Consider the following 13410-nt stretch of genomic DNA (forward strand, 5'->3'; position numbering starts at 1 on the left):
TAAGGATTACAACCGTAAGTCAGACTCACGATCAAATGGGGCGAATACTCTCTTCATCCAGATCGGCGTCGAAGAACCGACGCAGGGTCTGGATGTTGTTATCCGCAATTATCGCCTCGCGCGCCTGCGCGAGCTTCTCTTCATAAATGGCCTGACGCCACTCGAGCGGCGTTTTCACCGCCGGATTATCATCTTCAATGATAGTCAATTCAACCGGTACACCCTGTAATGCGGTAAGCGCCTCGGCCAGCGCCTTTTGCGCGCCAGGGGAGTTGAGGTGCCGCTGGCCAGGGCGCAGGTGCAGACGCACCTGATTACCGTCCTGCTCTTTCCAGGCGTTCAGCGCGACCTGCTCCACCAGCTTCGGCAGTTGCAGTTTGCTGACCTCGGCGGCCCAGGCATCGCGCTCAATGGATTCTTCCGCGAGCTTCGCGGACAGCTCCGGCGTTTTTTCATGCTCCAGCGCCTTTTTCAACGCTTTTGGCGTGGCGACCACTTCCTTGACCGTTTCAACAACGGTGGTCGCCTTCCAGCGGTATGCCTCTTCTTTCGCCGGGGCTTTTTGCTCGAGCGCGGACGGTGCCGGACGCGACTGCACGCGCTCCGTTACCGAGGCCAGTCGTTCAAGCGCGGCGTTGTTCACCGGCCGCGCTCTTGCAGGCGCTGCCGGTTCACTCTTTTTTGGTTTGGTTGCTCCCTGCGCACGTTGCAACTGGCTTCGTGCGGCAAGCACCGAACTGGTGGCATCCGACAGCGGCACGTTTTGCGGCGGCGGCGATGCCGGTTGCGGTGGCACCTGCTGCGGTGACATTACCGCGGTCGGCGCTACCGGCGCAAAGGACTGCCGGGGCGTTTCCGGCTCCGGCAATGGCTTGCGCGGATGGAAGGCCAGCGCGCGCAGCAGCGTCATTTCAACGCCCATCCGGCGATCCGGTGCAAAAGGCAGCTCTTTGCGGCCAATCAGCAGCGTCTGATAATAAAGCTGAACGTCAGCCGGCGGCACGGTGCGCGCAAGTTCACGCATCCGCTGTTCAATGGTCGCCATGTCCGCGCCAATGGCCGACGGAGACAGTTGCAGCATCGCCACGCGGTGCAGCAGGCTGAGCATCTCGACAAGCAGCGCTTCCCACTCAATGCCACGGGCAGCGGCGTCGTTGACGAGCGCCATCACTCGCTCACCGTTGGCGGCAATCATCGCTTCAATAAGCGACAGCGCCTGATCGTCATCCAGCGTGCCGAGCATGGTACTGACCGCGTCGGTGGAGAGTTTACCGTCACCGCTGGCAATCGCCTGATCGGTCAGGCTCAACGAATCGCGCAGGCTGCCGTCCGCGGCACGGGCCAGCAGTTGCAGCGCACGCGGCTCGTGGACAATGTTCTCTTCATCGAGGATATGCTCAAGCTGAGCGCGGATCTGCTCAACGTCGAGCGCCTTCAGATGGAATTGCAGGCAGCGCGAGAGGATCGTGACCGGCAGCTTTTGCGGATCGGTGGTCGCCAGCAGGAATTTGACATGCGCAGGCGGCTCTTCCAGCGTTTTCAGCAGGGCGTTGAAGCTGTGGCGCGACAGCATGTGCACTTCATCGATCAGATAGACCTTGAAGCGGCCGCGCGCCGGGGCGTACTGCACGTTGTCGAGCAGATCGCGGGTATCTTCCACTTTGGTGCGCGAGGCGGCGTCGATCTCAATCAGATCGACAAAACGCCCCTGCTCGATCTCACGACAGTTGTCGCACACGCCGCACGGGGTGGCGGTGATCCCGGTTTCGCAGTTCAGACCTTTTGCCAGCAGACGGGCAATAGAGGTTTTACCGACGCCGCGGGTGCCGGAAAAAAGATAGGCGTGATGGATGCGACCTAGCGACAAGCCGTTCGCCAGGGCCGTCAGCACATGTTCCTGACCGACAACGTCAGCAAAGGTTTGTGGTCGCCATTTACGGGCTAACACCTGATAACTCATGGGCAGGCTCTGCAACGCTGGAAGGTGAATTAATGGAGGGGAATGCTATCACAACCTCACCCATTGAGCGAGGTTGTGAGATACGGGATTAATGTCCCGGGAATGGCACCAGGCTGTAGCTGGTAATACCCTGTTTTTCCAGGCGCTGCTCGCCGCCGAGATCGAACAGGTTGATGATGAATGCCGCGTCGGTCACTTCCCCGCCCAGACGACGGATCAGCTTCACGGTCGCTTCGATGGTGCCGCCGGTTGCCAGCAGATCGTCCACCACCAGCACTTTGTCGCCTGGCTTGATGGCATCAACGTGAATTTCCAGCTGATCGGTGCCGTATTCCAGCTCATAGCTCTCAGCAATGGTTTCACGCGGCAGTTTGCGCGGCTTACGCACCGGCACAAAACCCACGCCCATCGCCAGCGCAACCGGTGCGCCAAACAGGAAGCCACGGGCTTCAGTACCTACTACTTTGGTGATCCCGGCGTTTTTATAACGCTCAACCAGCAGTTCAATGCTGAGGGCGTACGCTTTCGGGTCTTCCAGCAAGCTGGTGACATCGCGGAAAAGAATGCCAGGTTTTGGATAGTCCTGGATACTTTTGATGCTATTTTTCAGATATTCAAGCTGCTGTGCAGTTGCGGTCATCGGTTTGTGCCTAAATGAAACAGTGTTACTCACGGCGCGCGACGAGTCGGTCAAAGTAACAGTTGTTTAACCTTTGACCAGGCGCACCTGTGCTCGAAAACGGTCGAATTTACTGGCTGTGCGCCATAATTGCAACCGCCATGATGAGGCTTCAGTGCTTTTGTTGCTTTTCATCAACCACGGGGATCCGCCACATAAAGATCAGCAGGCAAACCAGGATCGCCAGCAGCAGAATGCGCACCCACATCATTTTCACCAGCCATAACGAGACGGCGAAGGTGATCAGGATGAAGGCAATGGCGCGCGGCTTAGCCCCGGGCGGCATGGCCCGGTGTTTTTGCCAGTGCCGCAGGTAGCCGCCAAACCACGAGCGGTACAGAAGCCAGTGGTGAAAACGCGGCGACGAGCGGGCGAAGCACCAGGCGGCCAACAGGATAAACGGGGTGGTCGGCAGCAAGGGTAAAACCACACCCAGCGTGCCCAGCACTACCGCGAGCCAGCCAATGATGATTAAAATAGTACGCTGCATAATGCGAATCGTTATCAAACTGAACGGCTACTTTACCACTGGAGAGCGCCTTGAAAACAGCACTGCTTCTTGAGAGGCTGCAAAATCAGCTGATCGCGCTGCGGGCGCAGGCCACGCCGTTGATGGGCCACGCCACGCTGAAACCGCGCTTTGACCGACAGCTCTTCCGCACCCGCAGCACCGTCATTGAGGATTATCTTGCTGAAGCGCAGACCAACCTCGACGAGCTTCGTCACGCGGTTGAGAGTGAACAGCAGGAACAGGTCGCGTGGCTTGCGGAGCATCTTACCGAGCAGATCACCGCCCTGCACCGGGAAATCGCCGCCTGGCCGTTACGGGCGTGGGACAGCGCCTCGCCGGGGCTCGGTAAATGGCAGCGCAAGCGGCTGGAGAACCAGGAGTTTGAGCGCCGTCTGTTTGAGATGAAGCGCGAGCGCGAAGCCCGCCTGAACACCAGCGAAACGCTGGAAGAGCAGCAGTTATTAATGCGTGAAATCAGCGCGCTGGAAGGCCGCATCGTCCGCTGCCGTCAGGCGCTGGATGAGATTGAACGCGTCATTGAACGCCTGACCCGTTAACAGGAGCCACTGATGTCACTGGAAAATGCCCCCGACGAGGTCAAGCTGGCCGTCGATTTAATTATGCTGCTGGAGAATCACGAGATCCCGGCGGAGACGGTGCTGAAAGCGCTGGAGATTGTGCGACGAGATTTTGAGGGGAAACTTCCCCCTCACCCTACCCTCTCCCCAGAGGGGAGAGGGAAATAGATTAGGCGGGAGTAGGGTCGTCCCCCTTAATCTCGCGCTTCACTTCCGTATGCTCATCGCCTTTCTCGTTGCGCAGATGAACCTCAAGCTGGTTAAAGGCGATATTAATATCGTTTTCACGACACAGACGGTCAATGGTGCGGTTCAGCTCATCGACGGTGTAGCTGCGATCGCGCAGTTCGCGTACGTACAGGCGCAGCTCATGATCCAAAGTGCTCGGCCCGAAGGTGGTGAAGAATACCGCTGGCGCAGGATCGTGCATCACTTTTGGATGGTCGGCTGCCGCCTTCAGCAGTACCTCTTTCACCTTGTCCAGATCCGAGCCATAGGCCACCCCGAGTCGGATCACCACGCGAGTGGTGGTATCCGAGAGCGACCAGTTGATCAGACGCTCGGTCACAAACGCTTTGTTCGGGATGATCACCTCTTTACGATCGAAGTCGGTAATGGTGGTCGCACGAATGCGGATCTTGCTGACGGTCCCGGAGAAAGTGCCGATGGTGACGGTATCGCCGATACGCACCGGACGTTCGAACAGGATAATCAGGCCAGAGACAAAGTTACCGAAGATCTCCTGCAAGCCGAAGCCCAGACCCACCGACAACGCCGCCGCCAGCCACTGGAGTTTATCCCACGAGACGCCCAGTGAGCCGAATACCGTCATCGCCCCGACAATAATAATGACGTAGTTCAGGATGGTGGTAATGGCGTACGACGCCCCCTGACGCAGGTTCAGCCTTGAGAGCACCAGCACTTCCAGCAGACCCGGCAGGTTGCGGATCAACGCCCAGGCAACCACTGACGACACCAGCGCAAAGAGCAGGCTGCCCATGGTGACGCTTTTCATTACCGCAGCGCCCGCTTCGGTACCGTTGTATTGCCAGAGCGTGATACTGTCGAGGTAGGCGAAGACGGTAATTAAATCAGACCAGATGGCCCAGAACATCACCGCAAACAGGGCGATCATCACCAGCATGGTAATACGCATCGTTTGCTGGTTAACCTGCTCCAGAGCAATGGTCGGCTCTTCCTGCGGCTCTGCCCCTTCAGCCCCCTCTTTCACCTGATGCTGCCGACGGGCAACAGCACGACGATACGCAATGCGGCGCGCCGCCACGCTCAAACCACGCAGCACGGTCTGGAACAGCAGGTTCCATACAATCACCAGATAAACCGTTTCGATCCAGCGGCCGGACAGACGCAGCGTGGTATAGAAGTAACCCGTCGCCGTCAGCACCATCAGCGCCAGAGGAATGATCGCCAGTACCGTTACGGTAGCCAGACGAAGATTGTGGGACTCTTTATCCCGCCAGCTGTCGCGGCACATTGGCCACATCAGAACGGCAATCAGCAGCAGGTTCAGCATAATCACCAGTTGCCCCAGCACGTCATCCATCAGGTGCAGCGGGGAAAGCTCCGCCACAACTGACCAGAAGTGCAGCGGCAGCAGCGCGAGGCTGATGCGCACAATCTGGCGACGCCAGTGGCTGGTGAGTTTTTCCGGCATGTTGAAGTGGCGGACGGCGACGCCATCTTTTTCCAGCACTTTCCAGCACAGACCAAACACCAGCCAGAACAGCGCCAGCTTCTTGCTGAACGCCCACAGCAGATCGCTGATATTCAGCTGCATGGTCAGCAGGATCAGGCCCACGGCGAGTATCAACAGGCAGACCGGCAGAGCACGGATCAGATCGATCAGGATCGCTTTCGGGGTGTGCAGTTGGCTGTCGTTACGCAGTTGCCCCACTTCAGAGGCCAGCTTCGCCTGGTATTGTTTCAGCCATTTCAAACGCCAGCGTATGACGCCAGCGATGAGCAGCAAAGGCAGCCCCGTCAGGAAGGCGATCATCACCGCAGGCCAGGCTTTCTCCCAGTTCACGGTAATTTTCATGCTTTTGATCTGGGATTTCAGCGTTTCCGGGAAAGATTTAAACCAGTCCCAGTCCATGGGTTTATTGCTGTTCACCCAGAAAATCTGCTGGGTCAGGATCTCCTGGAGGCTTTTAGAAACGCTCACCAGCTGCTGCTGGTTGATTTGCAGGTTAATCGCCATCATCAGCTGGTTGCCCAGCTGCTTGTTAAGCTGATCGAGCAATTCGCGGCGCATGTCCACCACCTGCAACAGCGCGTCGTGAACTTCAGCGTTCACTTCACCTGAATGGCCCTCTTCCACTTTGGCAACGAAGGTATCGCTCTGGAATAGCGCATCGCGCTGCTGGTTAACGTCAAACTGTTCAAGACGCAAATCCGCAATGCGGTTGGTCATGTCTTCCAGCTCGTCGGCGGACGGCAGCGTCTGCTGTTGCTGGTAGAGAATGCGCGACAGCAGCAGGCTGCCCTTCAGGACGGCAATCTGCTCCTTGACGTTGCGCTCGGCCTGCAAAGCGCGATCCAGCCAGTTTTTGACCTTAATATTCTGCTGCACCAGCGCGCTGCCGCTTTCAGTCGCCTGAATCAGACGCTCGCTCAGTTGGTGGTTAATCTCCAGCTCCTGCTTCACCAGCGGGTTGGCCTGAATACGGGCCGTCTCGTCTGGCGAAACCGCTTCTTGCGCCGTTTTTTCAGTCAGCGTCAGGCGCTTGCTGTTCACCGCTTCCTGCAACAGCTGAAGCTGATGCTCAAGCCGGTTGATATTCGCGGTCACGTAGTCACGCTGTTTTTGCAGCGCATCCTGTAGCACCGTGTTGCCTTCCAGGCTCTTACGCTGCTGTTCAATCTCCGCGTTTAGCAGCGTCTGCTGGATGTTCAGCAGCGTTTGCTGGGTGGGACGAAGCGCCCCTTCCCCCACGGTGATGCCATTCAGACGGTTACGTATCTGCTGTAGCTGTTGCGACGCCGAGTACATGGCGTTCTGCACGCGCTCAGGCTGGGTTTGCAGCGAAACCAGCTGGCTGTTGTAGGTTGAGAGATCGGACTGCGCCGTTTGCAGATCGTCCAGCAGCTGCGCCACGCGCGACTCAAGCTGGCGCAACGACAGCGTGGCAAGCGTTTTTCGGGTTTCATCGTCGTTATCGACGTCGCTGAGCGCACTCAGCGCCTCCGTTGCCTTACGCATGTTCTCCGGCGCCTGAGCGACCTTCTGCCGTAGCTGGGCCGTTTCGGCTTTGATGCGATCGATCTTGTCCAGCGTTTCCAGGGTTTCCGTCAGATCCTGCTGAACGAGTTTTTCCTGGGCGGAGAGATCTTTTTGCTTATTCAGGGTGTCGAGTTGCGACTGAACATCAGCACGCGTGGGAATGTCACTGCCGTTGTCTGCACGGGCCCATGAAAGCGGCGCGGCTGCAAAGTAAAACAGCAGGATCAAAAACAGGGCCAGAACAGGATGTTGCGAGCGATTGATGTGCAGCATAGTTGTGAATGTGATGTGAGAAATGACCGGAAATAGTCGGGCATGAAGGATATCACGCCCGGCTGAAGCAGAATAGTACGACGGAAAGGGTCTACGATTTTTCCCATGCCCGATCAGGCAGAGCGCGGGCTAAGTTTACTTTGAAGGGTCGGACAGAGCTGGCACATCTCAAGAAAAATTTCGACGTAGCTGCGCGCCTCTGATCTGAGATCGAACGACTCCGGAGCAAAAAGCCAGTTTTCCATCAGGCCGGAAATATAGCTGCGCATCAGGATCGCCGCCCGGCGGGTGAGTAATGTGGCAGGAAGCATTTTGGCCTGCATGCACTCCGTGAGGACCTGTTCGATGCGATCGTAGCTTTCCAGACACAGGTCGCGCTGCGCCTGTTGAACCACCGCCATTTCACCAACGAACTCACATTTATGGAAGATGATTTCCATCATCAGACGACGACGCTCTTCAACAACCGTCGCTTCAAGGATATATACTAGAATTTCTCTTAACACTGAGAGTGGATCGTGAGGGAATTTTGCCCGATACTCACTCTCAAGATCGCTAATGCTGGACTCTGAAAGCTCCCAGATTTCACCAAACAGATCGGACTTGTCTTTGAAATGCCAGTAAATCGCTCCCCGCGTGACGCCCGCGGCCTGAGCAATCTGTGCCAGCGAGGTTGCCGAAACACCCTGCTGTGAGAACAAACGCATTGCCACATCCAGAATGTGTTGTCGGGTTTCCAGCGCTTGTTGTTTGGTTTTTCGTGCCATACGTTGATGAATTTACAGGAGTCAGATTTACATACATTTATGAATGTATGTACCATAGCATGACGATAATATAAACGCAGCAATGGGTTTTTAGACTCAGGACCCTTGATCAATTTGAAATCGGACACTCGAGGTTTACATATGAACAAAAACAGAGGGTTAACGCCTCTGGCGGTCGTTCTGATGCTCTCAGGCAGCTTAGCGCTTACAGGATGTGACGACAAACAGGCTCAACAAGGAGCTCAGCAGGTGCCAGAAGTTGGCGTCGTGACGCTCAAATCCGAACCTCTCCAGATGACAACAGAACTACCGGGCCGCACCAGCGCCTACCGCATTGCGGAAGTGCGTCCGCAGGTGAGCGGTATCATCCTGAAACGTAACTTCACCGAAGGCGGTGATGTCAAGGCAGGCGAGTCTCTGTATCAGATTGATCCAGCAACCTATCAGGCGTCTTATGAGAGCGCTAAGGGCGATCTGGCCAAAGCCGAAGCGGCAGCCAAAATCTCGCAGCTGACGTTGAATCGTTACAAGAAACTGCTCGGCACGCAGTACATCAGCCAACAGGATTACGATTCTGCCCTGGCCGATGCACAGCAAGCCAACGCAGCCGTTGTGGCGGCGAAAGCGGCGGTAGAAACCGCGCGTATTAACCTGGCCTACACCAAAGTGACCTCCCCTATCAGCGGTCGCATTGGTAAATCAGCCGTCACCGAAGGTGCGCTGGTGCAGAACGGTCAAACCAACGCGCTGGCCACCGTGCAGCAGCTCGACCCGATCTACGTTGACGTCACCCAGTCCAGCAATGATTTCCTGCGTCTCAAACAGGAGCTGGCTAACGGCACCCTGAAACAGGAAAACGGTAAAGCCAAAGTGGAACTGGTTACCAACGACGGTATCAAGTTCTCACAGACTGGCACACTGGAATTTTCTGATGTGACCGTCGATCAGACCACCGGCTCTATCACCATCCGGGCCATTTTCCCCAATCCGGATAAAACCCTGCTGCCCGGTATGTTCGTACGCGCCCGTCTTGAGGAAGGGACTAACCCAAGCGCCATTCTGGTTCCTCAGCAAGGTGTGACCCGTACGCCACGCGGTGATGCGAGCGCACTGGTTGTGGGTGCCGATAACAAAGTCGAAACACGCAATATCACTGCAACGCAGGCGATTGGCGATAAGTGGCTGGTAACGGAAGGTCTGAAAGATGGCGATCGCGTAATTATTACTGGTTTGCAAAAAGTTCGTCCTGGTGCGCAGGTCAAAGCTCAGGAAGTGAAATCTGACGACAAACAACAAGCGTCGGCCGCTGGCCAGTCAGAACAAACCAAGTCTTAACTTAAACAGGAGCCGTTAAGACATGCCTAATTTCTTTATCGATCGCCCCATATTTGCGTGGGTGATCGCCATAATCATCATGCTGGCCGGGGGACTTGCGATCCTGAAGCTGCCTGTCGCGCAATATCCAACGATTGCGCCGCCGGCAGTGACGATCTCCGCAACCTATCCGGGCGCTGATGCCAAAACAGTGCAGGATACCGTTACGCAGGTTATCGAACAGAACATGAACGGTATCGATAACCTGATGTACATGTCCTCAAACAGTGACTCAACCGGTACGGTTCAGATCACCCTTACCTTTGAATCCGGTACGGATGCGGACATTGCACAGGTTCAGGTGCAGAACAAATTGCAGCTGGCGATGCCTCTGCTGCCGCAGGAAGTACAACAGCAGGGCGTGAGCGTCGAGAAATCGTCCAGTAGCTTCCTGATGGTTGTCGGCGTGATCAACACCAACGGCACCATGACGCAGGAGGATATTTCCGACTACGTGGGCGCCAACATGAAGGACGCCATCAGCCGTACGTCTGGTGTGGGTGACGTTCAGCTGTTCGGTTCCCAGTACGCGATGCGTATCTGGATGGATCCGAATAAACTGAACAACTTCCAGCTGACGCCGGTTGACGTGATCAGCGCAATTAAAGCGCAGAACGCCCAGGTTGCCGCCGGTCAGTTGGGTGGTACACCGCCGGTGAAAGGCCAGCAGCTTAACGCGTCGATCATCGCGCAAACGCGTCTGACCTCCGCCGATGAGTTCAGCAAAATTCTGCTGAAGGTGAATCAGGACGGTTCGCAGGTTCGCCTGCGTGACGTGGCGAAGGTTGAGCTGGGCGGTGAGAACTACGACATCATTGCGAAGTTCAACGGTAAACCGGCTTCCGGTCTGGGTATCAAACTGGCGACGGGCGCGAACGCCCTGGACACCGCGACGGCTATCCGTGCAGAACTGAAGAAGATGGAACCGTTCTTCCCGTCAGGTCTGAAAATCGTTTATCCGTATGACACCACGCCATTCGTTAAAATTTCGATTCACGAAGTGGTGAAAACCCTGGTTGAGGCGATCATTCTCGTCTTCCTGGTGATGTACTTGTTCCTGCAAAACTTCCGCGCAACGCTGATCCCAACCATCGCCGTGCCGGTTGTACTGCTCGGGACCTTCGCGGTGCTGGCGATATTTGGCTACTCGATAAACACCCTGACGATGTTCGGGATGGTGCTCGCCATCGGCCTGCTGGTGGATGACGCCATCGTGGTGGTCGAAAACGTCGAGCGTGTCATGGCGGAAGAAGGCCTGCCGCCGAAGGAAGCAACCCGTAAATCAATGGGCCAGATCCAGGGCGCGCTGGTCGGTATCGCGATGGTACTGTCTGCGGTATTTATCCCGATGGCCTTCTTTGGCGGCTCTACCGGTGCGATTTACCGTCAGTTCTCCATCACCATTGTTTCGGCGATGGCGCTGTCGGTACTGGTTGCACTGATCCTGACGCCAGCCCTGTGCGCGACGATGCTGAAGCCGATTCAGAAAGGCGGTCACGGCGAGCATAAGGGCTTCTTCGGCTGGTTCAACCGCATGTTTGATAAGAGTACGCACCACTACACCGACAGCGTGGGTAACATCCTGCGCAGCACCGGTCGTTACCTGCTGCTCTATATCATCATCGTGGTGGGGATGGCTTTCCTGTTCGTTCGTCTGCCAAGCTCGTTCCTGCCAGATGAAGACCAGGGCGTGTTCCTGAGTATGGCGCAGCTTCCGGCCGGTGCGACGCAAGAGCGTACGCAAAAGGTGCTGGATGAGATGACCGACTACTTCCTGACCAAAGAGAAAGACAACGTCGAATCCGTGTTTGCGGTTAACGGCTTTGGCTTCGCGGGTCGTGGTCAGAACACCGGTATCGCCTTCGTTTCTCTAAAAGACTGGTCTGAACGTCCGGGCGCAGAGAACAAGGTAGAAGCCATTACCGGCCGCGCGATGGGCACCTTCTCACAGATTAAAGATGCGATGGTCTTCGCCTTTAACCTGCCAGCGATTGTTGAACTGGGTACGGCGACCGGCTTCGACTTCCAGCTGATTGACCAGGGCGGTCTGGGCCACGAAAAACTGACTCAGGCGCGTAACCAGCTGTTTGGCGAGGTGGCAAAACACCCTGACCTGCTGGTGGGCGTTCGCCCTAACGGTCTGGAAGATACGCCGCAGTACAAGATCGATATCGACCAGGAAAAAGCGCAGGCGCTGGGTGTTTCCATCAGCGACATTAATACCACGCTGGGTGCAGCCTGGGGTGGCAGCTACGTCAACGACTTCATCGACCGTGGTCGCGTGAAGAAAGTCTACGTGATGTCCGAAGCGCAATACCGTATGCTGCCGAACGATATCAACAACTGGTATGTTCGCGGCAGCGATGGCCAGATGGTGCCGTTCTCCGCCTTCTCAACCTCGCGCTGGGAATACGGTTCACCGCGTCTGGAGCGTTATAACGGCTTGCCATCGATGGAAATCCTCGGTCAGGCAGCCCCGGGCCGAAGCACCGGTGAAGCCATGAACCTGATGGAAGAACTGGCCAGCAAACTGCCTGCGGGTGTCGGCTACGACTGGACCGGTATGTCCTATCAGGAACGTCTGTCCGGTAATCAGGCCCCTGCCCTGTACGCCATTTCACTGATTGTGGTGTTCCTGTGTCTGGCGGCATTGTATGAGAGCTGGTCGATTCCATTCTCCGTTATGCTGGTGGTTCCGCTGGGGGTTATCGGTGCGCTGCTTGCCGCAACGTTCCGTGGGCTGACCAACGACGTTTACTTCCAGGTGGGCCTGCTGACAACCATTGGCTTGTCGGCGAAGAACGCGATACTAATCGTCGAATTCGCCAAAGATCTGATGGAGAAAGAAGGAAAAGGCCTGATTGAAGCAACGCTGGAAGCCGTTCGTATGCGTTTGCGTCCAATCCTGATGACGTCCCTGGCGTTTATCCTCGGCGTTATGCCGCTGGTTATCAGCTCCGGCGCGGGCTCCGGCGCACAGAACGCAGTAGGTACCGGCGTAATGGGTGGGATGGTAACCGCGACCGTTCTTGCGATCTTCTTCGTACCGGTGTTCTTCGTGGTGGTTCGCCGCCGCTTCAGCCGTAAGAATGAAGACGTTGAGCACAATCATTCGGTAGAACATCACTGATACCGGTTTCACATGATAAAAAGGCCGCATTTGCGGCCTTTTTCTTTTTCAGAAAAAATCATAAAATAGACCTATTGCCTTTCTATTTATTTTCCTCCTTTTTAATAAGGCCTATCATAATAGGCCGATAACTTACACCAGGAACTCAGCATTCTTTTATTATCATTTCGTGACGTAAATTATTCGGACTATTCCTAAGCAATGGAAAATATCTGAAGATATCTGGTTTCGGACTTCACATGAAACTTTGCGCTAACTCAATGAATTCTAAGGAACCGATAAAAATCGTCTTTTTTATTGATTAACGCGTTCGCTGCAAAAGGTAGATTTGCGTAAAGGCTCGAACAGTAACGATTTAATTGTAATTTTTCGTAATAGCGCGGTGAAATCTTGATCAGAGTGGCTTATAGTTAGAGTTATCAGGAACACAGCTCCCGTGTGGCTAAGCAAGTTGTATCCATCCCGACATGATGTTCGGTGAGTAAAAAATCACTCAGAAGGGGATGCGCTATGGACGAGTACTCGCCAAAAAGGCATGATATCGCGCAGTTGAAATTTCTCTGCGAATCCTTGTACCATGACTGCCTTGCCAATCTTGAAGAAAGTAACCATGGCTGGGTGAACGATCCAACGTCTGCTATCAATTTACAGCTCAACGAGCTGATCGAGCATATCGCCACCTTCGCACTTAATTATAAAATTAAGTACAATGAAGATAATAAGTTGATAGAGCAAATTGATGAATACCTGGACGACACCTTTATGTTGTTCAGCAGCTACGGCATTAACGCACAGGATTTGCAGAAATGGCGTAAATCAGGAAACCGTCTATTTCGCTGCTTCACTAATGTCAGCAGAGCTAATCCGGTTAGTCTTTCCTGTTAAAATTATTAC

10 protein-coding genes and 1 other annotated feature are annotated in these 13410 nt (G+C 55.3%); of the genes, 5 read left to right on the top strand and 5 right to left on the bottom strand.

Going from position 1 to position 13410, the window contains the following annotated elements; all coding sequences use genetic code 11:
* Nucleotides 1-31 precede the first annotated feature (31 nt).
* From dnaX to SK54_RS18220, 3 genes are all read right to left on the bottom strand, one after another.
* Nucleotides 32-1960 (bottom strand): DNA polymerase III subunit gamma/tau, encoded by a 1929-nt coding sequence (gene dnaX, locus SK54_RS18210; protein WP_048247736.1) that lies wholly within the window; start codon nucleotides 1958-1960, stop codon nucleotides 32-34.
* Nucleotides 638-702, bottom strand: a sequence feature (DnaX frameshifting element). It overlaps the preceding gene by 65 nt.
* 88 nt (nucleotides 1961-2048) lie before the next feature.
* Nucleotides 2049-2600, bottom strand: coding sequence for an adenine phosphoribosyltransferase (gene apt, locus SK54_RS18215; RefSeq protein ID WP_000127359.1), 552 nt, complete (start codon nucleotides 2598-2600; stop codon nucleotides 2049-2051).
* A 151-nt stretch (nucleotides 2601-2751) separates the two neighbouring features.
* A complete protein-coding gene (locus SK54_RS18220) occupies nucleotides 2752-3129 on the bottom strand; it encodes a DUF454 family protein (protein ID WP_015571246.1) in 378 nt (125 codons plus the stop codon).
* A gap of 50 nt (nucleotides 3130-3179) precedes the next feature.
* Here SK54_RS18220 and priC point away from each other — a divergent pair, with 50 nt between their 5' ends.
* Nucleotides 3180-3707, top strand: a complete 528-nt coding sequence (gene priC / locus SK54_RS18225; RefSeq protein ID WP_017383213.1) for a primosomal replication protein N'' — start codon at nucleotides 3180-3182, stop codon at nucleotides 3705-3707.
* 12 nt (nucleotides 3708-3719) lie between these two features.
* Nucleotides 3720-3896: a pleiotropic regulatory protein RsmS gene (gene rsmS, locus SK54_RS18230; RefSeq protein ID WP_017694394.1), complete on the top strand. Its 177-nt coding sequence runs from the start codon at nucleotides 3720-3722 to the stop codon at nucleotides 3894-3896.
* 1 nt (nucleotide 3897) lies between these two features.
* Here rsmS and mscK read toward each other — a convergent pair whose 3' ends face one another.
* Together mscK and acrR are read right to left on the bottom strand one after the other, a co-directional pair.
* Nucleotides 3898-7245, bottom strand: coding sequence for a mechanosensitive channel MscK (gene mscK / locus SK54_RS18235; RefSeq protein WP_023296044.1), 3348 nt, complete (start codon nucleotides 7243-7245; stop codon nucleotides 3898-3900).
* Nucleotides 7246-7358: 113 nt separating this feature from the next.
* Nucleotides 7359-8012: a multidrug efflux transporter transcriptional repressor AcrR gene (acrR, locus tag SK54_RS18240; RefSeq protein WP_015571247.1), complete on the bottom strand. Its 654-nt coding sequence runs from the start codon at nucleotides 8010-8012 to the stop codon at nucleotides 7359-7361.
* 141 nt (nucleotides 8013-8153) lie between these two features.
* Here acrR and acrA point away from each other — a divergent pair, with 141 nt between their 5' ends.
* The 3 genes from acrA to tomB all read left to right on the top strand — a co-directional run bounded on the left by acrA (nucleotide 8154) and on the right by tomB (nucleotide 13401).
* Nucleotides 8154-9347: a multidrug efflux RND transporter periplasmic adaptor subunit AcrA gene (acrA, locus tag SK54_RS18245; RefSeq protein ID WP_017694395.1), complete on the top strand. Its 1194-nt coding sequence runs from the start codon at nucleotides 8154-8156 to the stop codon at nucleotides 9345-9347.
* A 22-nt stretch (nucleotides 9348-9369) separates the two neighbouring features.
* Nucleotides 9370-12516: a multidrug efflux RND transporter permease subunit AcrB gene (gene acrB, locus SK54_RS18250; protein WP_015571248.1), complete on the top strand. Its 3147-nt coding sequence runs from the start codon at nucleotides 9370-9372 to the stop codon at nucleotides 12514-12516.
* Nucleotides 12517-13026: 510 nt separating this feature from the next.
* Complete coding sequence (gene tomB / locus SK54_RS18255) at nucleotides 13027-13401, top strand: Hha toxicity modulator TomB (protein ID WP_006809850.1); 375 nt, start codon at nucleotides 13027-13029, stop codon at nucleotides 13399-13401.
* Nucleotides 13402-13410: the final 9 nt, after the last annotated feature.

Source organism: Enterobacter sp. MGH120 (assembly GCF_001037725.1).
GTDB classification, from domain to species: Bacteria; Pseudomonadota; Gammaproteobacteria; order Enterobacterales; family Enterobacteriaceae; genus Enterobacter; species Enterobacter hormaechei_C.